The organism is Roseateles sp. (assembly GCF_036404855.1).
In the GTDB taxonomy this organism is placed as follows: Bacteria; Pseudomonadota; Gammaproteobacteria; order Burkholderiales; family Burkholderiaceae_C; genus Pelomonas.
In genome coordinates this window covers 1-21738 of record NZ_DASWYS010000283.1, presented here as the reverse complement: position 1 = coordinate 21738, position 21738 = coordinate 1, and the positions used below count along the sequence as shown (strand labels likewise).

23 protein-coding genes are annotated in these 21738 nt (G+C 68.8%); 9 read left to right on the top strand and 14 right to left on the bottom strand.

Features of this window, described 5'->3' with window-relative positions:
• Positions 1-343 (bottom strand): pyridoxal 5'-phosphate synthase (locus VGF12_RS18695; RefSeq protein ID WP_331177555.1); only part of this gene is annotated, 343 nt, incomplete at its 3' end.
• A 134-nt stretch (positions 344-477) separates the two neighbouring features.
• Between VGF12_RS18695 and VGF12_RS18690 the strand changes: the two genes are divergently transcribed.
• Positions 478-1086, top strand: coding sequence for a nucleotidyltransferase family protein (locus tag VGF12_RS18690; RefSeq protein ID WP_331177554.1), 609 nt, complete (start codon positions 478-480; stop codon positions 1084-1086).
• A 7-nt stretch (positions 1087-1093) separates the two neighbouring features.
• Here the strand turns inward: VGF12_RS18690 and VGF12_RS18685 are convergent, their stop codons facing one another.
• Positions 1094-1717, bottom strand: a complete 624-nt coding sequence (locus VGF12_RS18685) for a gamma-glutamylcyclotransferase (RefSeq protein WP_331177553.1) — start codon at positions 1715-1717, stop codon at positions 1094-1096.
• 218 nt (positions 1718-1935) lie between these two features.
• On the opposite strand from VGF12_RS18685, the gene edd reads away from it, so the two are divergent.
• Genes edd through VGF12_RS18670 form a run of 3 tightly spaced genes read left to right on the top strand, consistent with a single transcriptional unit; the run spans position 1936 to position 4945 of the window.
• Positions 1936-3765: a phosphogluconate dehydratase gene (gene edd / locus VGF12_RS18680; protein WP_331177552.1), complete on the top strand. Its 1830-nt coding sequence runs from the start codon at positions 1936-1938 to the stop codon at positions 3763-3765.
• A 14-nt stretch (positions 3766-3779) separates the two neighbouring features.
• On the top strand, positions 3780-4403 hold the full coding sequence (gene eda / locus VGF12_RS18675) for a bifunctional 4-hydroxy-2-oxoglutarate aldolase/2-dehydro-3-deoxy-phosphogluconate aldolase (protein WP_331177551.1): 624 nt from the start codon (positions 3780-3782) through the stop codon (positions 4401-4403).
• The gene (locus VGF12_RS18670) at positions 4400-4945 is read left to right on the top strand and encodes an MOSC domain-containing protein (RefSeq protein WP_331177550.1); all 546 of its coding nucleotides are present in this window, start codon (positions 4400-4402) and stop codon (positions 4943-4945) included. The genes eda and VGF12_RS18670 overlap by 4 nt, the downstream gene beginning before the upstream one ends.
• Here VGF12_RS18670 and VGF12_RS18665 read toward each other — a convergent pair.
• Together VGF12_RS18665 and VGF12_RS18660 are read right to left on the bottom strand one after the other, a co-directional pair.
• The gene (locus VGF12_RS18665) at positions 4942-5487 is read right to left on the bottom strand and encodes a PaaI family thioesterase (protein WP_331177549.1); all 546 of its coding nucleotides are present in this window, start codon (positions 5485-5487) and stop codon (positions 4942-4944) included. The genes VGF12_RS18670 and VGF12_RS18665 overlap by 4 nt on opposite strands.
• Positions 5488-5554: 67 nt before the next feature.
• A complete protein-coding gene (locus VGF12_RS18660) occupies positions 5555-5971 on the bottom strand; it encodes a DUF4902 domain-containing protein (protein WP_331177548.1) in 417 nt (138 codons plus the stop codon).
• Between the two features lie 87 nt (positions 5972-6058).
• Between VGF12_RS18660 and VGF12_RS18655 the strand changes: the two genes are divergently transcribed.
• The 4 genes from VGF12_RS18655 to VGF12_RS18640 all read left to right on the top strand — a co-directional run bounded on the left by VGF12_RS18655 (position 6059) and on the right by VGF12_RS18640 (position 9932).
• Entirely contained in the window at positions 6059-6787 is a 729-nt protein-coding gene (locus VGF12_RS18655; RefSeq protein WP_331177547.1) for a helix-turn-helix transcriptional regulator, read from the top strand.
• Between the two features lie 168 nt (positions 6788-6955).
• Entirely contained in the window at positions 6956-7336 is a 381-nt protein-coding gene (locus VGF12_RS18650; RefSeq protein WP_331177546.1) for a hypothetical protein, read from the top strand.
• Positions 7337-7427: 91 nt separating this feature from the next.
• A complete protein-coding gene (locus VGF12_RS18645) occupies positions 7428-8075 on the top strand; it encodes a CatA-like O-acetyltransferase (RefSeq protein WP_331177545.1) in 648 nt (215 codons plus the stop codon).
• 129 nt (positions 8076-8204) lie between these two features.
• Positions 8205-9932 carry a DUF2235 domain-containing protein gene (locus VGF12_RS18640; protein ID WP_331177544.1) on the top strand — a complete coding sequence of 576 codons (1728 nt, stop codon included), beginning with the start codon at positions 8205-8207 and terminating at the stop codon, positions 9930-9932.
• Here the strand turns inward: VGF12_RS18640 and xth are convergent.
• A complete protein-coding gene (xth, locus tag VGF12_RS18635; protein WP_331177543.1) occupies positions 9899-10669 on the bottom strand; it encodes an exodeoxyribonuclease III in 771 nt (256 codons plus the stop codon). The two genes, VGF12_RS18640 and xth, sit on opposite strands and share 34 nt — an antisense overlap.
• Positions 10670-11021: 352 nt before the next feature.
• Between xth and VGF12_RS18630 the strand changes: the two genes are divergently transcribed.
• Positions 11022-11294, top strand: a complete 273-nt coding sequence (locus VGF12_RS18630) for a hypothetical protein (RefSeq protein ID WP_331177542.1) — start codon at positions 11022-11024, stop codon at positions 11292-11294.
• 142 nt (positions 11295-11436) lie between these two features.
• Here the strand turns inward: VGF12_RS18630 and VGF12_RS18625 are convergent, their stop codons facing one another.
• The 9 genes from VGF12_RS18625 to VGF12_RS18585 all read right to left on the bottom strand — a co-directional run.
• Positions 11437-12858 (bottom strand): dihydrolipoyl dehydrogenase, encoded by a 1422-nt coding sequence (locus tag VGF12_RS18625; protein ID WP_331177541.1) that lies wholly within the window; start codon positions 12856-12858, stop codon positions 11437-11439.
• 58 nt (positions 12859-12916) lie between these two features.
• A complete protein-coding gene (locus VGF12_RS18620) occupies positions 12917-13309 on the bottom strand; it encodes a GFA family protein (RefSeq protein ID WP_331177540.1) in 393 nt (130 codons plus the stop codon).
• Between the two features lie 18 nt (positions 13310-13327).
• Positions 13328-14275 (bottom strand): LysR family transcriptional regulator, encoded by a 948-nt coding sequence (locus tag VGF12_RS18615; protein WP_331177539.1) that lies wholly within the window; start codon positions 14273-14275, stop codon positions 13328-13330.
• Positions 14276-14294: 19 nt separating this feature from the next.
• Positions 14295-15062, bottom strand: a complete 768-nt coding sequence (locus tag VGF12_RS18610) for an SDR family oxidoreductase (RefSeq protein ID WP_331177538.1) — start codon at positions 15060-15062, stop codon at positions 14295-14297.
• Between the two features lie 4 nt (positions 15063-15066).
• Positions 15067-15975, bottom strand: coding sequence for an L-arabinose ABC transporter permease AraH (gene araH, locus VGF12_RS18605; protein ID WP_414710141.1), 909 nt, complete (start codon positions 15973-15975; stop codon positions 15067-15069).
• Between the two features lie 82 nt (positions 15976-16057).
• Positions 16058-17578, bottom strand: coding sequence for an L-arabinose ABC transporter ATP-binding protein AraG (gene araG, locus VGF12_RS18600; RefSeq protein WP_331177537.1), 1521 nt, complete (start codon positions 17576-17578; stop codon positions 16058-16060).
• A gap of 1 nt (position 17579) precedes the next feature.
• Entirely contained in the window at positions 17580-18554 is a 975-nt protein-coding gene (locus VGF12_RS18595) for an arabinose ABC transporter substrate-binding protein (protein ID WP_331177556.1), read from the bottom strand.
• 15 nt (positions 18555-18569) lie between these two features.
• The gene (locus VGF12_RS18590) at positions 18570-19466 is read right to left on the bottom strand and encodes an SMP-30/gluconolactonase/LRE family protein (RefSeq protein ID WP_331177536.1); all 897 of its coding nucleotides are present in this window, start codon (positions 19464-19466) and stop codon (positions 18570-18572) included.
• An 8-nt stretch (positions 19467-19474) separates the two neighbouring features.
• On the bottom strand, positions 19475-21738 hold a 2264-nt coding region (locus tag VGF12_RS18585), incomplete at its 5' end, for a beta-galactosidase (protein WP_331177535.1).

Below are 21738 nucleotides of genomic sequence, written 5' to 3'. Positions count from 1 at the left end.
TCTTCTCGACGCGTCCCTCGATGCGCACGACCCGCTCCATCTCCACCCAATGGAATTGCAGGGCCGCGAAGGGGTGGTGTGCTAACTCCTCACCTTTGCGGCTTTCGTAGTTGGTGAACCAGACCATGCCCCGCGCGTCGCAGCCCTTGAGCAGCACGACGCGCGTCGACGGCCGGCCGTTCGCGCCAACGGTGGCCACCGTCATCGCGGTGGGCTCGGACACGTCATGGGCGATGGCCTCGTCCATCCAGCGCTGGAACAAGGCCAGCGGGCCATCCGTGGCCTGGTCCTCGTCCAGTTCCCCCAGTTCGTAGCTCTTTCGAAATTCGCTCAGCTTGCTCATGGGTGCTAAGTATGCAGACCTTCCCTTAAGTGAACGTACCAGTTTCAAGCGCAGTGCCACTCGGCATGCTTGTGGCAGTGCAGCAAACGGCGAAGACCGTCACTAGGCAGAGGGCTTGGAAGGATCTATTGCAAATGACAAAGCGACGCCCCGCTGTCGTCGTGCTGGCCGCCGGTCGCGGAGCGCGGTTCAGAGGCGCCGGCCACAAGCTCGAGCAGCAATTGGGTGGCTCACCCGGCGCAGACACCGTGCTGGCGTGCAGCCTTCGCCATGCCATCGCGACGCAACTCCGGGTCGTCGTGGTGACGACGATGGCCCTGGCACCTGCCGTCCACAAGCTGATCGCGGCGCGCGACGTCGTGACCCTGCCCGATCGCGACGCCCAGGGACGGCCGCAGCCCACGGGCATGGGCCACTCCATCGCCGCCGGGGTGAGCGCCACCGGTGACGCCGATGGCTGGCTCATCCTGCCAGCCGACATGCCGCTGGTGCAGCCGGCCACCATCGTGGCCGTCGCGGAAGGCCTGGAGCGCTATCCCGTGTGCTACGCCCAGTACCGCGGCATCCAGGGCCATCCGGTCGGTTTCTGCACCGAGCTCTATTCCGAGCTGATGGCCTTGCAGGGCGACGAGGGGGCCCGGCGCATCGTGGCGCGTTACGCGGCCCAGCCCATCGCGATTGACGACCCCGGCGTCCACATCGACGTGGACACCGTCGAAGACCTGGTGCGCCTGCAGGGCTAGGGTCGGCTCACAACGGCGCGCACAGCCCGTGCCGCGCGGCCAGGTGGGCCTGCCGTTCCAGCTCCCTGTCGTGGATGCCATGTTCGCGCAAACCCTGAACGGTGCGCAGCAGGTAGTCCAGCGTCGTGCCGTAGCGGCCGCTGGCGTGCTGAAAGATGTGCAGCAACTCGGGCTCGTGCAGAGGACCGGTCCAGTTCGGGCTCTGGCGCGACAGCGTGAAGGCCAGCGCGCGCAGGCGGCCCGACGGCGTGTCGCAGTTCAGCCAGCGCGGCTCGTAGACGCCATTGGGCATCTCGCGCGCCCACAGCCGCGGCAGCACCTCCTCGCCAACCTCGCGCGGCACGCGGTAGACCAGGCCTCGACAGCTGCCGCCCGAGATCAGCGCCAGCACCAGTCCCGGCTCCTGCGGCGAGCCGCGGTTCACGCGCGAGCGCATGCGCAGCACGCGGTGAAAGCCCAGCACCTTTGCAGGGAGGGCCTGGGCATACTCGAACTCCGGGCGCCAGATCAGCGAGCCGTACGCGAAAAGGAGCAGATCGTCGCCGCTGTTGCGCCATTCGCTCACCGTTCGCTGCAGCAGATGCGCGCTGCGGGCCGGCCCGTGTGGAATCTGGATTGCCTGTGAAGCCATTGACGCCATCTTGTCACGGAGAACCGCCCGGGCCGATGTCGCGGCGCGCTTTTGTAACGCTGAGATGCATCCCCATGCCGAATGCACCGCTCGCGAGGCGCATGCTCGGGTGTTGCTCTGGTACCCAGGCCGTAACCCGCAGGCCCCTTGGGCGAAGTAATATGGTTACCTAAATTCTCAAGGGTCGGTTACGGAAACGCGGCCTCAGGAGACACCGAATGAATTCCACGCTCACCGTAGTCACTCAACGCATCCGCGACCGCAGCGCCGGGTTGCGCGACAACTACCTGGCCCGCATCGCCCAGCTCAACAACCGCCAGCGCGGCTTCGAGCGCATGGGTTGCGCCAACGTCGCCCATGCCGTCGCGGCGCTGCCGTCCAACGACAAGCTGCGCATCGTCGCCGAGAAGGCGCCCCACCTCGGCGTCGTCACGGCCTACAACGACATGCTGTCGGCCCACCAGCCCTACGAGGACTACCCGGCACGGATTCGCGCCGAGGCGCACCGCCTGGGCGCCACCGTGCAGGTGGCCGGAGGCGTGCCGGCCATGTGCGATGGCGTCACGCAAGGCCTGCCCGGCATGGAGCTGAGCCTCTTCTCTCGCGACACCATCGCGATGAGCACCGCCATCGCGCTGACGCACGACGTCTTCGACGCCGCGCTGCTGCTGGGGATCTGCGACAAGATCGTGCCCGGCCTGCTGATCGGCGCACTGCACTTCGGCCATCTGCCCTGCGTGTTCGTGCCGGCCGGGCCCATGAGCTCGGGCATCTCAAACAGCGACAAGGCCAAGGTGCGCGAGCTCTACGCCCAGGGCAAGGTGGGCCGCGACGAGCTGCTCAAGAGCGAGTCGGCCGCGTATCACGGCGCCGGCACCTGCACCTTCTACGGCACCGCCAACAGCAACCAGATGCTGCTGGAGGCCATGGGCCTGCACGTGCCGGGCGCCGCTTTCGTGCACCCGCACGACGACCTGCGCGCGGCACTGACGCGCGAGGCCGTCGGCACCGCGCTGGAGATCAGTGGCCGCCTTCAGGGCAAGCCCGCCAAGCCCATCGGCCAGCTCGTCGACGAGCGCTGCATCGTGAACGCCATGGTGGCGCTGCTGGCCACCGGTGGCTCCACCAACCACCTGATCCACTGGGTGGCCGTCGCCCGCTCGGCCGGCATCCTCATCAACTGGACGGACTTCTCCGATCTCTCCGCCGTCGTGCCGCTGCTGGCCCGCGTCTACCCCAACGGCAGCGCCGACGTGAACCAGTTCCAGGCGGCCGGCGGTCCCGGTTTCGTCATCCGCGAACTGCTGGACGCCGGTCTGATGCATGAGGATGTCCTCTCCGTCGCCGGCAGCACCTTGCGGCCCTACACCTTTGTGCCGCATTCGGTGGGGCAGGGCGGCGAGGTGGTGCGCGAGCCCCTGGCCGCTGCCAGTGGCGATGACGGCGTCGTGCGCACGGCCGCCGCCCCGTTCAGCGCCACCGGCGGCCTCAAGCTGCTGGACGGCAACCTGGGCCGTGCCGTCATCAAGGTCTCGGCCGTGCCCGAAGACCGTCACACGGTCGAGGCGCCTTGCCGCATCTTCACCACACAGGAAGCCATGCTCACCGCGTTCAAGAACGGCGAACTGGAGCGCGACGTCATCGTGGTGGTGCGCTTCCAGGGCCCGCACGCCAACGGCATGCCGGAGCTGCACAAGCTGACCCCCCCCCTCGCGGTGCTGCAGGGCAAGGGGTTCAAGGTGGCCCTGGTCACCGACGGCCGCATGAGCGGGGCCTCGGGCAAGGTGCCGGCAGCCATCCACGTCAGCCCCGAGGCGCTGGCCGGCGGCCCGCTGGCCCGCCTGCGCGACGGCGACGTCGTGCGCGTCTGCGCGCTCACCGGCAGCCTGCAAGCCCTGGTGGGCGATGCCGAATGGGCCGTGCGGGACGTCGCCCGGCTCGCTCCCGCCGAGGCCGACGTCAATGCCCACGGCCTGGGCCGCGAACTCTTCGCCGGCCTGCGCCGCAACGTCCTGAGCGCCGAGGAAGGCGCCTGCACCTGGTTGTGAATCAAGAGAAGAACATGATCGACACCCTCAGCCTGGCCAGCCACGGCCCCGTCATTCCCGTCATCGTCATCCAGCGCCTGGAGGATGCCGTGCCCCTGGCCGAAGCCCTGGTCGCCGGCGGCGTCAAGGTGCTCGAGGTGACTCTGCGCACCCCGGTGGCGCTGCAGGCCATGGAGGCCATGGCCAAGGTGCCCGGTGCCATCGTCGGCGCCGGCACGCTGCGCAGCTCGCAGGATGCCACCCGCGCGAAGAATGCCGGCTGCCAGTTCGGTGTCAGCCCCGGTTACACCGACGCGCTGGCCGCCGCCTGCAAGGCCGAGGGCCTGCCCCTGCTGCCCGGCGTGTCGACGGCGTCCGAAGTCATGCAGGCCAATGCTGCGGGCTTCAGCTTCCTGAAGCTGTTCCCGGCCGTCGCCGTCGGCGGCGTGAACCTGCTGAAGTCGCTGGCCGGCCCGTTTCCGGACGTGGCCTTCTGCCCGACCGGCGGCATCTCGCTGGAGACCGCACCGCAGTTCCTGAAGCTGCCCAACGTCAAGGTCTGCGGCGGCTCCTGGCTGACGCCACAGGACGCCGTCGACGCCAAGGACTGGGCTCGCATCACCCGACTGGCGTCCGAGGCCGCGGCACTGCGCGCATGACGACAGCGGTCGTCGCCGCGGTGTGGGCCAGCGCGACGCACAGCTTCTCCAAGACCACGCGCGCCGAACTCACCGTCATCGCTGGGCAGGGTGTCGCGGGCGATGCCCACTGCGGCGTGACGGTCAAGCACCGCTCCCGCGTGGCCCAGGACCCGACCCAGCCCAACCTCCGCCAGGTTCACCTGATCCAGGGCGAGCTCTTCGACGAGCTGGCGGCCCAGGGCTTGCGTGTCGGTCCGGGCCAGTTGGGCGAGAACATCACGACCCGCGGCATCGACCTGCTGGCCCTGCCGTGCGACACCGAGCTGCACATCGGCCCCGACGTCGTGCTGCGCCTGACCGGCCTGCGCAACCCCTGCCCGCAGATCGAGAATTTCGAGACCGGACTGCTGAAGGCCGTTGTCGGCAGGGATGCCGACGGCGCGATCGTGCGCAAGGCCGGCGTCATGAGCGTCGTGCTGGCCGGTGGTGCCGTGAAGCCGGGTGACGGCGTGGCGGTGGCGTTGCCGCCGCCGCCCCACGTCAGGCTGGAACGCGTCTAGGCTGCTGGCAGGTCGAACAGCAGGCAGGTCGTCGAGGCATGCGCGTAGAGCTTGCCGTCGTGGCCGACGAGCTCGGCCTCGGCCGTCGTCACCTGGCGGCCTCGATGCACCACATGGCCGAGCGCACGCACCAACGGCACCTTGTCGCTCAGGCCCCGCACGAGGTTGACCTTGAATTCCAGCGTCGTGTACCCGCGGCCCACCGGCAGCGTCGTATGAACGGCGCAGCCCAGGGCCGAGTCCAGCAACGTTGCGAACCAGCCACCATGCACGCCGCCGAGCGGGTTGTAGTGCTTGAACTGCGGTCGGCCTTGAAAGGTGGCCCTGCCGTCTTCGACCGAGACCAGCAAGAAGTCCAGCGTCTCGCTGATCGGTGGTCGTGGTGCGAGCCCGTCGAGCATGGCCTGCATCTGCTGCAGGCCGGTCTTGCCCGCCAGCATGGTCCGCGAGGCCAGGCCGGTTTCGAGCTGCTGGCGCGCGCGCAGCGAGGCCTCATCGGCCTGCCACTGCGCAAGGATGTCGTCGGGAGAGGAGGCGCTCATGTTGCGGCTTCAAGCAGGGAAGCCGCGGATTCTGCGCAAAGACGGTGTCCCGCGCTGTCGCGTGTGTTCAGGCAGCCAGACGCTGCTCCACGCTGGCACCGCGGCGCGTGCCCGCGGTGTTCCTGAGCGCATCCAGCACCGGCCCCTGCCAGGGCAGCAGATAAACCAGCGTCGCCAGCGCCGCACGCCGGCGCGACGACAGCAGCGGCCGACCGCATTCATCCAGCAGCAGCACGTTGGAGCGCACGTTGAGGGGGTCGGCCTGCACGACGGTGCCTTCGGCCATCTCGACCCAGTCCCACTCCACCCACGCGCAGGCATCCGCGTAGCTGCGTTCCCAGCGCGTCGATCCGCCCAACCTGCGCTCGCGGCCCTGTGCACGATCCGTGTGGGTCCGCGCATGCTGGATGTCCTGGGCGGCGCTGGACAGGGCGGCCGCAGGCCAGCAAACGCTGCCTTCGGGCAACTGGATCAAGGTTGACATGGACGGCTCCTCTCTGGCGTGTGTTTCGAACGGGAGCGCAGTCTCTGGTCAGCGCAGGGGCGGAACAAGCTGGCAGACTTGGCAGGTATGGGCAAGCCCGAAATGAACTACCAGCAACTCATCGATGTCGGGCTGAGCGAGGACTTCGAAAGCTTCGAGCGCCGTCTCGTCGCGACGGCCGATGCGATGGGATTTCCCATCATTTCCGGCATGTTGATGCGTGGCGTCCTGCAGGACAGCGGCATGCAGATCACCACCTACGGCAACACGCCTGAGGGCTATCTCGAGGCCGCCCGAAACCGGGACGACGCACTGCGGGATCCGGTGGTGGGCCACCTGATGACGCAAACCGTGCCGGTGGTCTACGACCAGGACACCTATGTTTCTGCGGGAGTGGGCGAGCTGTGGGAGATGCAGTCGCCCTATGGCTACAAGACCGGCATCGCGGTCAAGCTGCATCTGCCGGGCGACAAGCACTTCGTGCTGGGCGTGGATCGCGACGAAGCGCTTCCCAAGGCCGGGGCCCCCTTGATGCAGATGGTGGCCGGGCTGCAGCTTCTCGCGACCCATGCACTGACGGCGGCGGATCGGCTGCTGAGTCCCAAGCTCAACAAGGCCGATCTGCCCAAGCTGACCCGGCGTGAACTGGACGTGCTGAGCTGGACGGCCCAGGGCAAGACGGCCTGGGAGGTCAGCGTCATCCTGGGCATGAGCGAGAAGACCGTGAACTTCCATCTCGGCAACGCCATGCGCAAGCTCGAGGTCACGTCCAAGCACCAGGCGGTGCTCAAGTGTGTGGCGGCGGGGGTGCTGTGAACGCAGAAACCTAGAAGACTTGCTAGGTTTCTAGGGGGGGAAAAACAGGGACAGTCCGGGCAAGCGAAATTTTTCCCTTCCCACAGGAGCCCTCATGTACCTCATCGACCTGATCTGCGAAGTCCTCGGCGTTCCCCGCTTCGGCGGCTGACCGGCTAGACCGGCACGTTGGCCGAGATGTACGCGGCGATGACGGATTGCGAAGGTGACCAGCTCCAGATCACGAGCTCCGCACCGACGACATTTCCCTCGAAGCCTCGGCATCCGGCCCAGACCCTGACTGCAGTGCCTCTCAGCGCAGGCATCGTGTCCATCTCCGCTGAAACCTACGCCCGGCTGTTGAGCCTCGCCGACCAGGCGCCGCTCGAGTGCCTCACGCTGACGCCGCGCACGCTCGCGCGCGCCAAAACGCTGGGTTACAACCGGATCGGCCAGATCCGCGGCACGCCAACGAACCGACTGTTGGCCGACCTGGGCGAGGAACGGGCGGACGAGCTCAAGCGCGCCCTCTACGACTTCGGAATGCGCCAGCAGCCTGGCGTCGACTGACGCCCCGAGTCGCGCTTTCACTTTCTCAGCCCGGGCCGCGTCAGCGGCCCGGGCTTTTTTCCGGGCGCCTCGCCGTGCGAGCATGCGGCCTATGCAAGATCGCGACATTCCCCTGGACGCCTGGCCGCGCCGCGCCGCGCTGGCGCATTTCCGCCGGATGGCCCAACCCGCCTTCAGCGTCACCGTGCCGGTGGATGTGACGGGCCTGCGCGAACGCGCCGCCCGCCATGGGGCCACACCCTGGCTGGCCTACCACCATGCAGCGCTGGAGGCGGCCAACGGCATCGAGGCCATGCACCAGACGCTCACGGCCGATGGACGAGGCGTGCGCGAGTTTGCCGTCATCCACGCCAGCACCACGGTGCTGCGCGATGACGGCAGCTTCGGCTTCGTCACGTTGCCCCGCGAGCCCTCGCTGGCAGCGTTCGCCGCGCGTGCCAAGCCCAACGTCGAACGGGTGCGCCACGCCAGCGGCGACCTGTTCGCGGCCGACGAGCCCGGCGACGTGCGCGAGGAGACGCTCGTCCACATGACGGCCTTGCCCTGGCTCGCTTTCACGGCCTTCACGCACGCCCGGGGGGTGGGTGACGATCGTCCCAAGGTGGCCTTCGGCCGCTTCACCGAACAGGGCGGCCGGTTGCTGATGCCGGTGGCCGTCGACGTGCATCACGCGCTTTGCGATGGCGTGCATGTGGGCCGCTTCTTCGAGCGGCTGCAGGCGCGTCTGGACGCCATCTAGCCCAGCGCGATCGCAGCCCGGCCCTGACGAACTCAGGGATCGCCAGCCTCCGCTCTTGTGGGGATGATGGACGGGGAGACCGATGCAAGACTGCCCGCATCCCAGTCCCCATCCCATGAGGCGCCCATCATGAACCCGCCGCGTCAACTGGTGCTGCTGTGCGACGGCACCAACAACAACCTCAGCGGCCGCCACTCGGACACCCACGTGGTCCTGCTGGCGGAGCTCCTGAGGCTCTACCCGGCCCCCAACCGGCTCGTCTACTACGACCCCGGCGTCGGCAACCCTGGCCAACTGCCGGGCACGACCTTCGCGGACAAGGCGCGTCGTGCCCTGGACCGTGTCGACGGGCTGGCCTTCGGGCGCGGTCTGTACGACAACGTCGCCGAGGGCTACCAGTTCTTGATGACGCATTGGGAGCCCGGCGACGAGATCTTCATCTTCGGCTTTTCGCGCGGCGCCTTCACGGCGCGCTCCATCGCCGGCCTCGTGAATGCATTCGGCGTCATCGAGAGCCAGCAGGACACGCTGGTGTCCAGCCTCGTCGCGACGTACTTCTCGCGGCAGTCGCCGGAGCGCAAGGCCATTGCCGAGCAGGCCGCCCGCCTGTTCGGCCAGGGCAGTCGGCCTGCCGAGTGGCCGGCGGTGCACTTCGTCGGTGTCTGGGACACCGTAGCCAGCGTCGGCCTGCCGCCCTTCGGGCTGAAGATCACAGCCAAGCCGGACCTGGCGGGCAAGCATTTCCGACATGTCCGCCAGGCGCTCGCGCTGGACGAGCAACGGGCGCAGTTCCTGCCGCGCGCCTATGCGCAAAACGACGGCGCGTTCTCGATGGCCAACCAACAGCCCGGCGACATCAAGCAGTGCTGGTTCCGCGGTTCGCATTGCGACGTCGGGGGCGGCAACGTCTACCCGTACAGCGAGATGTCCCGCGCGCCCTTCGCATGGCTGGTGGCCGAAGCATTGCAGTGTGGGCTGCGCATGCCGGCTCCTCCGGGACAGCCACCGATCGTCAGCGAGGCCGATGTCTTCCATGTGATGCCGCAACTGGACCCGCCGACGCCGGCGCGCCTGGCCGCCCGCATCAACAGCGAAACCTATGTCACGCCGCTGTGGGCGCTCACGGGCCTCAAGGTGCGAGACACCGCCCATGCGCTGGTCGACGGTGAGCCGCCGGTGCCGGTCAAGATGCAGGCCCACCCCACGGTGGCGCTGTGGACGCACGCCTTCCCGGAAGCCACGGCCTGGTCCGAGCGGCGGGGGCCGGGCGCCTGGGCCAAGCTGCTGCTGGCGCTGGCGGTGATGGCCGCGCTCGTGCTGCTGATGGGTTGGGCCTTGCTCGAGCCGCGCGGGCTGCTGCCGTCGACGGAGCGGCTGCGCGAGATCCTGGACGCGAACCTGGGCTTCCAGGCGTGGGAGCTGAGCCTGGCGTCCATGGGCGAATGGGCACAGCAGACGACCCACTTTGCCCGGCCGGGCCATGCGCTGTTCCTGGACACGGCGCTGGTCGCGGCCTACGCCTGGGTGCTGTCCTTCTGGGTCTGCCGCGCGTTCGCGCGCCATGCCAACCTGATCAACGTCGGCATGACGCCGCCGAGCTGGCTGAACCACGCCGGCTGGGCGCTGCCCATCGCAGTGGGCGCGGACCTGGTCGAGAACGCCGCCGCGTGGGTGTCGCTGATGGCCATCGACGGCGGCAGTGCCGAGTGGTGGGCCTGGGGGCCTCGCGCGGTGCTGTTCTGCGCCAGTGCCGCCAAATGGGCCGCGCTGGCGAGCGTGGCGGGCCTGATCCTGTCGTCGCTCCTGCGCCGCCGTCGGCGGCTTCAGCCGTCGATGGTGACGATCACCGGCGCGTGATCGCTGGGGCGCTCGTTCTTGCGCGGCAGTTTGTCGATCTCGCAGGCCGTCACGCGGCCCTTCAGTGCCTCGCTGACGAGGATGTGGTCGATGCGCAGGCCCTGGTTCTTGCGGAAGGCCAGGTTGCGGTAGTCCCACCAGCTCCAGCTCTTGGGCGGCTGCTCGAAGAGGCGGAAGGCGTCGGTCAGGCCCAGCTGAACAAGTTGCTGGAAATGCTCCCGCTCCTGCGGGGTGCAGTGGATCTGGCCGGCCCAGGCGACGGGATCGTAGACATCGCGGTCTTCGGGGGCGATGTTGAAGTCGCCCATCAGCACCAGTTCGGGATGCTGCTTCATCTCCTCGACGAGCCAACTGCGCAGGCCGGTCAGCCAGTTCATCTTGTAGACGAACTTCTCGCTGTCAGGTGCCTGGCCGTTGGGGAAGTAGCCGCCGATGACGCGCACGCCACCCACGGTGCCCGCGATGACACGGGCCTGCTCGTCAGCGAAACCGGTGATGTTCTTGACGATGTCGGTCGCTGGCTCGCGGCTGATCAGCGCGACGCCGTTATAGGTCTTCTGGCCGAACCACTGTACCTGCCAGCCGGCGGCGCCGATCTCTGCAGTGGGGAACTTGTCGTCGGTGAGCTTGGTCTCCTGCAGCACCAGTGCGTCGACAGGATGGGCGGCCAGCCAGTCCAGCACCTGGGGCAGGCGGATGGAAAGGGAGTTGACGTTCCAGGTGGCGAATCGCTTCATCTCAATAACTCTTTGATCTAATTGGTGTTTCTAGAAACTTTTCCTACTGATATTCGGCCAGCTACAACCTAGCTACCAGCAGTTTGAGCGCTAGAAAAGTCGCCCGCTGGGTTGCTGGTTCACAACGTTGCATCCTATCCATTCAAGGATCTTGCGATGTCACGGGTGGTTCCGAGAACTCGATCTGCCTTGCGTTCAGTGAACCTCTTGGGCGCCGAATGTCCTCACACTCTGCGGCGCCGCAGAGTGTGCAAGCCTGCATGTACGGCAAGCATTCGGGCGACTGAAAACCGCTTCGATCGTGGCGGGTCGAAGCTTCGGTTCGTGAGGCTGATGGGTCTCGAAGGATCGGGTGCGATCTGTAGAAGCGGAATGGGAGGCTGACCGTGACGACGAAGCTGATGGGAACGTTGGGATCGATCAGCGCAGCAGGGGAGCGATTGCAGGCGTCATCGTGGCGGTGGGGCAGCTTGCCCAGGTGCTGGAACAAAATCCAAAGGAAGGACAGCTTCTGATCGGGCTGATCGGTATCGTCGGAATGGTCGTGCTGGTGGTCGGCCCTTCTCTGGCTGAAGCAGCCGGGAAGTCGCCTCAATTCTCCGGCGCGCCGCCCGCTGCTCCGTGATCTCCCCGCACAGGTCGTCGATCACTTCCATGCCCTGCATGACATGGTTGAGCTCGATCTCTGGGATCTGCCGCGAGACGCCCAAATTCCGCATGCGTCTCCTGGCGATCCAGCGCCTGACTTTTCATCGCGGCATCCTATTTCAGTTGCCCACCTCGGCCGCGGTGTCGCAGTCCAGGCAGGTCTCGATGGGTGGCGGCGGCAGGTGCAGGTCGCTGCTGAGCTGGCGCAACGCCGTGCGCAAGCCTTCCTCCACGACGGGGTGATAGAACGGGCAGTCCAGCATCTGCTGCACCGTATCGCCGCGCTGCACGCTCCAAGCCAGCAGATGGCCGAGGTGCTCGGCGGCCGGCCCCACCATCTCCGCGCCCAGCAGGCGGCCACTGCCGCGTTCGGCATAGACGTGCAGGCCGCCGCGGTTGACGAGCATGACGCGGCTGCGCCCCTGGTCGGCAAAGCTGACCCGCCCGGTGTCGAAGGCGCGCCCCGTGGCAACGAGTTCGGCATGGCTGGCGCCGGCAATGGCGATCTGCGGCTCACTGAAGACGATGGCCAGCGGTGCGCGGCGGGGGCGGCGGTGGACTGCCGGCCAGCGCGCTGCGTTGTCGCCGGCGATGCGGCCTGCGTCGGACGCCTCGTGCAGCAGTGGCCGGTCGTTGGTGACGTCGCCGGCAATGAAGACTGGCGCGTCACCCCACTGACCGGTGTGGCGGTCGATCAGCGGATGGCCTTGGGCGTCGCGCGGCAAGGCGAGAGCCTCCAGCCCGAGGCCGTCGAGATTGGCCTGGCGGCCGGCCGTGCAGAGCAGGGCCTCGAAGCGCTCGCCGCCGAGGAGGACCTCGTCGCCGTCCAGCACCGGTTCGAGGCCGCCCGCCTGCAAGGTCAGCGGCAGGTCGTCGGCAAAGAGCTGCCGGGCCAGGGCCTGCAGCTCGGGATCGGTCAGCGGCCCAACCCGTTCGCCGCGCGCGAACAGCCGCACGCGCACGCCGAGCTTGTGCAGCGCCAGGGCCAGCTCCAGGCCGATAACGCCGGCACCGACGACGGCCAGCGACTTCGGCAGGTCGATCCAGTCGAAGACGTCGTCGTTGACGAGCAGCCGGGCGCCCAGCCGCTCGCGCCACCCTGCCGGCACGAACGGGCGCGAGCCGGTGGCGACGACGACGGTTCTGGCCTCGATGCGCTGCCCGTCCACCTCCAGCACGCCCGGACCGGTGAAGCGGGCGCGGCCAAAGACGCGGGTGGCCTCGGGCCAGCCGTGGACCGTCTCCAGCACGAAGCCGACGAAGCGGTCGCGTTCGCTGCGCACACGCTGCATGACGGCCCGGCCGTCGATGCGCGGCGTTTCGGCCAGCACGCCGAAACGATGGGCCTCGCGCACCGCCTGTGCGGCCTCGGCCGCTGCGATCAAGAGCTTGCTGGGCATGCAGCCGACGCGGGCGCAGGTGGTGCCGTAGTGGGCGGCCTCGATCAGCAGCACTTTGTCGGTGTGCACCCGCGCGGCACGGTAGGCTGACATGCCGGCCGTGCCGGCGCCGATGATGGCGACGTCGCAGGAGAGAGTCATGAGGCGTCCTTCCAAGGGGCTGCGAGGGAGGCCGAAGTGTCGCAGCCGGTCGTCGACCCTAGTCTTCGCTGCGGCTTGAGGATTCGCGATCGTGCTCGTAATGCCGGGCGAGCGGGAAGGGCGGCAACCATGCCTCCCGCCGCACGGTCCAGAGCTCGTAACTGGGCTGGAACTGGTCGGGCGCGTCCAGGCTGCCCAGGTTGACCTCGACCTCGTCGGCGCTGCGGCCGAAGACGGGCGAGCCGCAGCGGGGGCAGAAGAAGCGCCCCGCATAGTCGCGCGTCTCGCCCTCGATCGTCACAGCCGCTTCAGGGAAGATGGCCGAGGCATGGAACAGGGCGCCGTGGTGCTTGCGGCAATCCAGGCAGTGGCAAAGGCCCACCCGGTAAGGGCGACCGGTCGCGACGAAGCGGACGCTGCCACAGAGGCAGCCACCGGTGAATGGGTCCATGCGGCACTCCTGCTGGGGTCAGTGTGGCGGGCGCCTTGCGGCTTCCTCGCGCAGGCATTGCAGCATCAACTCCGCCCCCGGGGACAGCTGGTGGCCGCGGCGGGTGACGATGCCATAGACGTCCATGCGCAAGCCCAGGTCGAAGTCCAGCACCTCCAGCAGGCCGGTGGCCAGATACGGCCGCACCAGCTCGTCGGGCAGGGCAGAGACCATGTCGGACTGGCCCAGCAGGCTGGTGATGACGGGCAGGGACAGCGTCTCGACCGTCTGCTGGGGCTGGCCGAGGCCGGCGGACAGGAAGACGGCGGTCAGGCGGTCGCGCAGGATGCTGCCCCCCGGGGGCAGGATCCAGCTCTGCCCGGCCAGCTCGGGCAGGCTGAGGTCGCTGCGGCCGGCCAGCGGATGGCCGGCGCGCACGACGAGGCAGTGGGGTTCATCGGTGAGGGGCTCAAAGGTGAGCTGCGTGGCGGACTCGCTGTCCAGCACGCGGCCAAGCACGATGTCCAGCTCACCGCCTTGCAGGTGCTGGATGAGCAGCTTGCTCGTGTCCACCGACACGGCCACGTGCACGCGCGGCTGGCGCGCCTTGAGCAGCGTGATGGCAGCGGGCAGCAGTGTCGTCGAGGGGGTCAGCACGGCACCGACTGCGACGCGTCCCGACAGGCCCGACAGCAGCTCCATCACTTCCTGGTGGCCGGCGTCCAGCTCGGCCAGCGCCGCGCCGGCCCGGCGGATCATGACCTCGCCGTACCACGTCGGCGCCACGCCGCGCGGCAGGCGCTCGAAGAGCTTGACGCCGAGCGCGTGCTCCAGGTCGGACAGCAGCTTGGACGCGGCTGGCTGCGTCAGGTTGGCGGCCTGGGCCGCATGCAGGATGGAGCCGTGTCGACCCAGCTCCACCAGCAGCACGAGCTGGCGGGTCTTGAGGTGGGAGCGGACGAAACGGTCCGAGCGCGGGTCGGTCATGCCTGGAGTGTGACGGCGTTCAATCGTGATAGAGCTGGGAGCGACCGCCATCGATGAGGATGTCGGTGGCGTTGATGAAACGGGCCTCGTCGCTGGCCAGGAAGAGGGCGGTGTAGGCCACCTCCTCGGGCGTGCCGATGCGCTTGCAGGGCAGCAGCTCGACCTGGCGCCGCGCCTCCTCGGGTGGCAGCCCGGCCAGCCACTCGACGATGCGCTCAGACAGGATCAGCCCCGGCGAGATCGAGTTGACGCGCACGTTGCGCGCGGCGTACTGGATGCCTAGGGCCTTGGTCATGCCGATGAGCGCATGCTTGGCGACGGGGTAGGGAAAGGCATCCGGGACGATGCGGTGGCCGTGCACCGAGGCGATGTTGACGATGCTGCCGCCGCCGCCAGCCAGCATGCCTGGCAGCACGGCGCGGCTGCAGTGCAGCGCCCCTTCCAGGTCCACCGCGAAGCAGCGCTGCCATTGTGCGGACGTCATCGCAAGCGGTTCGGCGAAGACGTTCATGCCCGCATTGTTGACCAGCACGTCGATGCTGCCGAAGCGCGCGGCGCCTCGCGCGGCCATCTCACGCACGGCGGCCTCGTCGGCGATGTCCGCCGCAGCGAACATCGCGCGGTCCTGGCCCAGCTCGGCCAGCAGGGCCTCGGACTGCGGCGAGCCTTGCAGGTCGTTGAGGACGAGCTTGGCGCCTTCCGCGGCAAAGAGCCGTGCCACGGCCCGGCCTATGCCCTGGCTGGCGCCGGTCACCAGCGCAACCTTGCCTTGCAAGCGGGCAGCCATCGCGTCAGGCCCTGCGTTCGCCGCGCGTCTTCAGCTGGTCCAGCAGCACCGCGGCCAGCAGGATCAACCCGCGGACCAGGTACTGGTAGAACGCATCGACGTTGAGCAGGTTCATGACGTTCTCGACCGTGCCCATGATGAGCACGCCGATGACGACGCCGAAGATGCGGGCCTTGCCCCCTTGCAGCGACACGCCGCCCAGCACGCACGCGGAAATGACGTCCAGCTCGAAACCGGTGGCCGCGTTGGGTTGCCCGCTGGTGATGCGGGCCGACAGGATCAGCCCGGCCAGCGCCGTGACGACGCCCTGAAGAAGAAAGATCCACACCCGCAGCCGCTCCACGCGAACGCCCGCCAGGCGCGCGGCCTCGGGGTTGCCGCCGATGGCCAACGTGTTGCGGCCGAAGACGGTGTGGTTGAGCAGCACGCCGAAGACGACGAAGCACAGGGCCGTCATCCAGATCGGCAGCGGCAGACCGAAGAAGGTGGTGTCGCCGAAGGAGATGAAGCCCTCGTCGGCGATGCCCACCGCCTGGCCCTGGGACGCGATGAAGGCCAGGCCGCGCACCATCAGCATGGTGGCCAGCGTGGCGATCAGCGCGTTGACGCGCAGATAGGCGATCAGCACGCCGTTGCCCGCGCCGATCAGGGCGCCGGCCAGCAGCCCGCCGCCGATGGCCGCCGCGACGCTGCCGGTGCGTTCCAGCACCATGGCGCCGAGCACGCCGGCAAAGGCGATGGTGGAGCCCACACTGAGGTCGAAGTCCCGCGAGGCCAGGCAGAACATCATGGTGCAGGCCACCATGCCGATCTGTGCCACCGACAGCAGCAAGCCCACGATGTTGGCCGAGGAGAAGAAGTTCTCGACCGAGAAGGCCAGCACGACGAAGAGCAGGGCGTAGCCCAGCGTCATGCTGTGCTCCTTGAGCAGGGCACGGGCGGGAGAGGTCATGGCGGGACGCGGGTCGGGTTGGGGCAGGGTGGTCGTGTTCATGTCAGTGCAGGGGCGCGGCAGGCGCTCCCGTGATGCCGTCGGGCAGGGCCAGTGCGAGCGCAGCGGTCTCGCTGGCCTGTTCGCGCGCGAGTTCGCCGCTGATGCGGCCGTCGCGCATGACGATGAGGCGGTCGGCGATGCCCAGCACTTCGGGCAGCTCGCTGGAGATGACGATGACGCAGCAGCCCGAGGCGGCCACGTCGTGGATGATCCGGTAGATCTCGTTCTTGGCGCCAACGTCGATGCCACGGGTGGGCTCGTCGAGGATGAGCACCTTCAGCCCCGGCTCGGCCAGCCAGCGCGCGAGGATGACCTTCTGCTGGTTGCCGCCGGACAGCAGGCGGATTTCCTGCTCGCGGCCGGGCGTCTTGATGCGCAGCTTCTGGATGAAGTCGTCGGCACGCTGGGCCTCCAGGCCGTGGCGCAGGAAGACCCCGCCTGCCAGGCCGTGGCGTCGGCAGCTGATGTTGATGTTCTCGGCCACGGACGAATGCGCCAGGATGCCCTGCTCCTTGCGGTCCTCGGGGCACAACACGATGCCGGCCGCGATGGCGTCGGCCGGACTGCGCGCGGCCACCCGCTTGCCGTCCAGCAGCACCTCGCCGCCGCGGCGCGCATCGGCACCGTAGAGCAGGCGCATCAGTTCGCTGCGGCCCGCGCCCACCAGGCCGAAGAAGCCAAGCACCTCGCCGCCCCGCATCGAGAAGCTCAGGGGCTCGGGCAGGCGTGCGCTGTGCAGCCCGCGGGCCTCCAGCCGCACCGGGCCTTGCTCGCGCGTGCGGTAGTCGTAGATGTCCTGCAGCTCGCGGCCCACCATGTCCGCGATCAGGCGCTCGCGCGGCACCTGGGCCATCACTTCGTGGGTGACGATCTTGCGGCCGTCGCGGAAGATGGTGCAGGCGTCGCACAGCTCGTAGAGCTCTTCGAGGCGGTGCGAGATGTAGATCAGCGTGCGTCCCTCGGCGCGCAGGCGCTTGACAAGGCGGAACAGGATCTCGGTCTCGCGGTGCGACAGGCTGCTGGTGGGCTCGTCGAAGGCGATGACCTTGGCATCCTGCATGACGGCCTTGCAGATCTCCACCATCTGGCGCTGGGCGATGGACAACTGCGACAGGCGAGCCGCCGGGTCCAGGTCCACGCCGATGGCCGCGAGCTGCTCGGCCACCAAGCGGCGTGCCGCCTTGTGGTCGACGAAGCCGAAGCGGGTCGGCAGCCGGCCCAGCAGCACGTTCTCGGCCACGGTCAGCTCAGCCACGTACTGCAGCTCCTGGTGAATGATGGCCACGCCGGCCTGGATCGCATCGCCCGCGGATGTGAAGTGGCGCTCCCGGCCGTCCAGCAGCAAGCGGCCACCGTCGGGCTTGTACTGGCCCCCGAGGATCTTCAGCAGCGTGCTTTTTCCCGCGCCGTTCTCGCCCAGCAGCCCCATGACCTGGCCGGCGCGCGCCTCGAAGCTCACCCCGTTCAGCGCCTTGACGCCCGGGAAGACCTTGCTGATGTTGTCGAACTGCAGGGACGACATGTCACAGACCCATCTGCTTGCGGATCTCGGCTTGGTTCTGGCGCGTCATCAGGATGCCGCTGGTCAGCGTCACGGGCGGGGGCTGCTTGCCCTGCGTAGCCCACTCGTACACGGCCGTGGCCGTCTCGTAGCCGTGGCGCTTGGGGCTGATCAGCACGGTGCCGTAGAAGGCGGTCGGCGTGGGCTTGGTGAACTCGTTGAGCGCCGTCTGGCTGCCACCGATGCCGATGGCCATCATGGCGTCCTGCTTGATGCCGCGGCCTTCGGCTGCACGCACGGCACCCAGCGCCGCCTCGTCGTTCAGCCCGAAGGCCACCCAGCGCTTGAACTTGGCGTTCTTCGTGAAGGCGATGTTCGCCGCGTTAAAGGCGCTCTCGGTGTCGGTCTTGGCCTGTGGCGCATCGACGACGTTGGCCGCGGGCATGCCGCCGGCCTTGAGCGCGTCAACCGCGCCCATGGTGCGGTCGCGGGCGGTGGGCAACTGGTCGAAGGCCACGCGCAGCACGCCGACCTCGTCGAGCTTCCAGCCGCGTGCCTTGATCTCCGCCAGCAGGCCCTGTCCGACCTGCTTGCCGATCTCATAGCCCGAGATGCCCATGTGGGGGATGTCGGCGATGGGCTTGCCCGCCCCGTCGACGAGCTGGTCGTCCACCGACATGACCTTGAGCTTGTGGCGCTTGGCCGCGCGGTTCACCGCCACGCCCAGCTTCACGTCCGGCGCGCAGATGACGAAGCCGACCGCCTTCTGCGCCGCCAAGTTGTCGATGGCGGCCATCATCTTTTCGCCGTTGGGGATGCCGATCTTCACGAGGGTGAAGCCCTTGTCCTTGGCGGCCTGTTCGGCGAAGCGCCATTCGTCCTGGAACCAGGGTTCCTCGGCCTGCTTGACGAGGAAGCCGATCTTGACGGGTTCCGCCGCCTGCAGCGCGAAGGGGGTGGCCAGCAGGGCCAGGGCCAGGGCGGCGCGTCGTTGCATCTTCATGTCGTCTCCTTAATCGTCGAACAGGGTATCGGGCACACCCAGGCCCGGGGTCAGGCGCAGGCCGAACAGGCCGCCGGACAGCGGCTGCGCGGCCAAGGCCTCGCGGCTCAGGCCGGTGCGCGCGGTGGTGAGCATCAACTGGTCCAGGCCGTCGCCGCCGATGGCGGGACAGCTGGTTTGGGCGGCCGGGGCGGTCCACACGCCCATCAGACGGCCGTCCGGGTCGTAGCGTGCCACGCGGCCAACACCCCACTGGGCGTTCCACAGGCAGCCCTCGGCGTCGATCACCGAGCCGTCGGGCCAGGCGTCCTCGCGGTCCATCTGCGTGAAGTGGCGCACGTTGTCGACCTGGGCCGTCTCGGCGTCGTAGTCGCACTGCTGGATGCGCTGGGTCAGCGTGTCGCAGAAGTACATGGTGCGGCCATCGAGGCTGAAGCAGATGCTGTTGGCGATGGCCACGGCGGGCAGTGCGAGCCTGCGCAGGCCGTGCGGCATGGAGTACTGGTAGAAGCTGCCGATGGCACGGCGTTCCTTCGCCTCGTTGAGCGTACCGAAGACGAAGTGGCCGCGCCGGTCGGTGCGGCCGTCGTTGACGCGGGTGCGCGCCTCGGCGGCATCGACGGGGGCCAGGGTCTGCAACTGCCCCAGCTCGAGCTCGTCGCTGAAGGTCGCCAGCGCCAGGCGCTTGGCCAGGCCCAGCAGCACGCGGCCGGAACGGCAGTGGGCGAAGCTGCCGAGCCGGTCCGGCAGGCGGCAGGCGCGCGGCTCCATTTCGCCCGGGCGCCAGGCCTGAAGCGTGGCGGCCTCGATGTCCGTCCACCACCAGCGGCCATCCCGCCACTGCAGTCCCTCGCCGAGGAGGGCGCTCTGTGGCAGAAGGAGATCGAGTTCGTCGTTCGTCGTCATGGCGATGCTCAGGGCGCGATGACCACGCTACGGACCGTCAGCAGCCGGGCGCCGCGCAGTTCAGCCACCTGGGCCTGCCCGGCGGCGAAGGCCGGGCGGTGGGCTGCGTCGATGTAGATCGGGGCGTCGCCGCGCAGCGGCAGCACGCTCAGGTCGAGCCGCTGGCCCGGCTGGAGCGCGAACTGCCGCAGGCCGATCTGCCAGCGCTGGCCGTTGTAGTACCAGTCGTCCAGCATGCGGGTGCCAGCAAAGATCCGCCCGATGTCACCGACGAAGTCCAGCTCCAGCAGCACGTCCTCCGCGTGGGGCGGCAACTGCGCGGGCAGCGTCAGCGCCCAGGTCGCGGCGCTGGCGAAGGCTTCGGGGGCGGGCTGCACGGCCGCGCCGGCCAGGCCGCCCTTGAGCACCTTGGGCACGTTGCGGGCGGGACGCGTGGGGCTGATCTGCAGGGTGGGCTGGACGTCGTCGCCGGCAAGCGCCAGACGCTGCAGCAGGCCGTCCTGACTGACCTGGAGGCCGGCCGCGCGCGGCTGGGGCAGAGCCGGAAAGACAGCGGCGCGCAGCGGCTGCGGGCCGACGCCGCGCAGCTGCAGCTTGCCGTCGTCCACCCACGCCTGCTGCTCGCTGAAGACCAGGCGTCGCTGGCCGGCCAGGTCCAGAACGCTCAGCTGTTCGAGCTGTTGGGGTGCCAGCAGCAGCACGCTGACGGCACGGCCGTTGCCGCTCGTGCCGAGGCGTTGCAGCTGGGTTGCGTCCGCCCTCAGCGTCTTCACGCCATCGACCAGCGCGAACTCGGCGGGGAGGCCGGCCGTCGCGGCAAAGACATGGACGATGCCCTGCGCGCCCGCATCGATGCGCGTGACCGGCTGGGCCGTGGCGTGGCGCAGCTTCACGCCGTCCAGGTCAAGGTTGATGGGCCAGACGAAGTAGGCGCCGTCGGGAATGTCGACCGGGGCGCTGGGCAGCGTCACCGTGCCGCCCGGCAACTGCACCTCGAAGCGCACGGCGGCCTGGGTGGGCATGGCGTACTGGCGCACGTGGTTGTTGAAGAACAGGAAGCCGCTGTCTCCCGCCGCGCGGACGGACCAGCGCGGCGTCTGCAGGTCGGCCGGCGAGGCCGGCGTGCGCTGGGGCTGGCGCACGATCATGGCCGCCAGGCGGGCGCCGTGCTCCTGCAGGAAGTAGTGGAAGGGGCGCAGCTTCGTCAACACCGGGCGCTGCTGCCCGTCGGGCCCCAGCGGCGCCTGGAAGTCGTAGCTGATGCGCGGCGTGTCGTTGTAGCCGCCGCTGAGCGTGCTCTCCTCCAGCCCCGTCCCGCCAGCGCCCACCGGGTTGCGGCCGCCGTGGAACATGTAGTAGCCGAACAGGTTGACCCCCGAGCCCAACTGCACGGGGAGCATGGCGGCGATGTCGTCCGGCGACACCAGGGTGCGGCGGCGGTACATGGCTGGCAGGCCGGGGCCGTACTCCGCGCCGAGAAAAGGCACCCGGTCCTTGTCGGTCTCGGCGGTGCCTGGCGCGCGGGAGCGGGTCTGGGCGCCGAGGTCGCCGCTGACGCGGGTGTCGAATCGGAACGCGTGCGTCTCCTTGGGGGGCAGCTCCTTGGCGCTGGCCGCCCAGGGCTCGTCCGGGTAGCCGCCGAAGACGGGCAGGACCTCACCGGACGGGTAGACCGTGCCGTCCCAGCCGGTGACGGTGTAGAGCGGCACGTCCATGCCGGCCTTCAGCGCGAGCGCCTTCAGTGCGGCAATGTGCTCCTCGCCGCGCCCGGCGCCGCGAAGGTTGTATTCGTTCTCCAGCTGCACGCCGATGACCGGGCCGCCGTCCTTCCACAGCAGGCCCGAGATCTGGGCGCCGATCTCGGCATAGAGGCGCTCGACGTGGCCGAGGTACTCCGCGTCGTTGCTGCGCGTGGGCATCTTGTCGACGATCCAGTCGGGGATGCCGCCAAAGCGGGATTCGCCGTGGGCCCAGGGGCCCATGCGCACCACGACCTGCAGGCCCGCGGCCTGGGCCAATTGCACGAAGCGGCGCAGGTCGCGGTTGCCGGTCCAGTTGAAGGCGCCGGGCTGCTGCTGGTGGTGGTTCCAGAACACGTAGCTCGCGACGATGTCGATGCCCGAGGCCTTCATCAGGCGCAGTTGCGTTGCCCACTGGGAGGCCGGCGCGCGGCTGTAGTGGTACTCGCCCATCACCGGCAGCCAGGGCTGGCCATCCCGCAGCAGGTACTGGCTGTTGGCCGCCAGCGTGTGGCCCTGCGGCGAGCGCGCCG

What these genes read in the sequence shown, in the direction of transcription:
- VGF12_RS18595 (WP_331177556.1), bottom strand. Translation starts at nt 18,554, where the DNA reads ATGCAACGACGCGCCGCCCTGGCCCTGGCCCTGCTGGCCACCCCCTTC.
- VGF12_RS18645 (WP_331177545.1), top strand. Translation starts at nt 7,428, where the DNA reads ATGCAAGATCGCGACATTCCCCTGGACGCCTGGCCGCGCCGCGCCGCG.
- VGF12_RS18590 (WP_331177536.1), bottom strand. Translation starts at nt 19,466, where the DNA reads ATGACGACGAACGACGAACTCGATCTCCTTCTGCCACAGAGCGCCCTC.
- VGF12_RS18655 (WP_331177547.1), top strand. Translation starts at nt 6,059, where the DNA reads ATGGGCAAGCCCGAAATGAACTACCAGCAACTCATCGATGTCGGGCTG.
- VGF12_RS18610 (WP_331177538.1), bottom strand. Translation starts at nt 15,062, where the DNA reads ATGGCTGCCCGCTTGCAAGGCAAGGTTGCGCTGGTGACCGGCGCCAGC.
- edd (WP_331177552.1), top strand. Translation starts at nt 1,936, where the DNA reads ATGAATTCCACGCTCACCGTAGTCACTCAACGCATCCGCGACCGCAGC.
- xth (WP_331177543.1), bottom strand. Translation starts at nt 10,669, where the DNA reads ATGAAGCGATTCGCCACCTGGAACGTCAACTCCCTTTCCATCCGCCTG.
- VGF12_RS18640 (WP_331177544.1), top strand. Translation starts at nt 8,205, where the DNA reads ATGAACCCGCCGCGTCAACTGGTGCTGCTGTGCGACGGCACCAACAAC.
- eda (WP_331177551.1), top strand. Translation starts at nt 3,780, where the DNA reads ATGATCGACACCCTCAGCCTGGCCAGCCACGGCCCCGTCATTCCCGTC.
- araG (WP_331177537.1), bottom strand. Translation starts at nt 17,578, where the DNA reads ATGTCGTCCCTGCAGTTCGACAACATCAGCAAGGTCTTCCCGGGCGTC.
- VGF12_RS18620 (WP_331177540.1), bottom strand. Translation starts at nt 13,309, where the DNA reads ATGGACCCATTCACCGGTGGCTGCCTCTGTGGCAGCGTCCGCTTCGTC.
- VGF12_RS18615 (WP_331177539.1), bottom strand. Translation starts at nt 14,275, where the DNA reads ATGACCGACCCGCGCTCGGACCGTTTCGTCCGCTCCCACCTCAAGACC.
- VGF12_RS18660 (WP_331177548.1), bottom strand. Translation starts at nt 5,971, where the DNA reads ATGTCAACCTTGATCCAGTTGCCCGAAGGCAGCGTTTGCTGGCCTGCG.
- VGF12_RS18670 (WP_331177550.1), top strand. Translation starts at nt 4,400, where the DNA reads ATGACGACAGCGGTCGTCGCCGCGGTGTGGGCCAGCGCGACGCACAGC.
- VGF12_RS18685 (WP_331177553.1), bottom strand. Translation starts at nt 1,717, where the DNA reads ATGGCTTCACAGGCAATCCAGATTCCACACGGGCCGGCCCGCAGCGCG.
- VGF12_RS18690 (WP_331177554.1), top strand. Translation starts at nt 478, where the DNA reads ATGACAAAGCGACGCCCCGCTGTCGTCGTGCTGGCCGCCGGTCGCGGA.
- araH (WP_414710141.1), bottom strand. Translation starts at nt 15,975, where the DNA reads ATGACGCTGGGCTACGCCCTGCTCTTCGTCGTGCTGGCCTTCTCGGTC.
- VGF12_RS18665 (WP_331177549.1), bottom strand. Translation starts at nt 5,487, where the DNA reads ATGAGCGCCTCCTCTCCCGACGACATCCTTGCGCAGTGGCAGGCCGAT.
- VGF12_RS18625 (WP_331177541.1), bottom strand. Translation starts at nt 12,858, where the DNA reads ATGACTCTCTCCTGCGACGTCGCCATCATCGGCGCCGGCACGGCCGGC.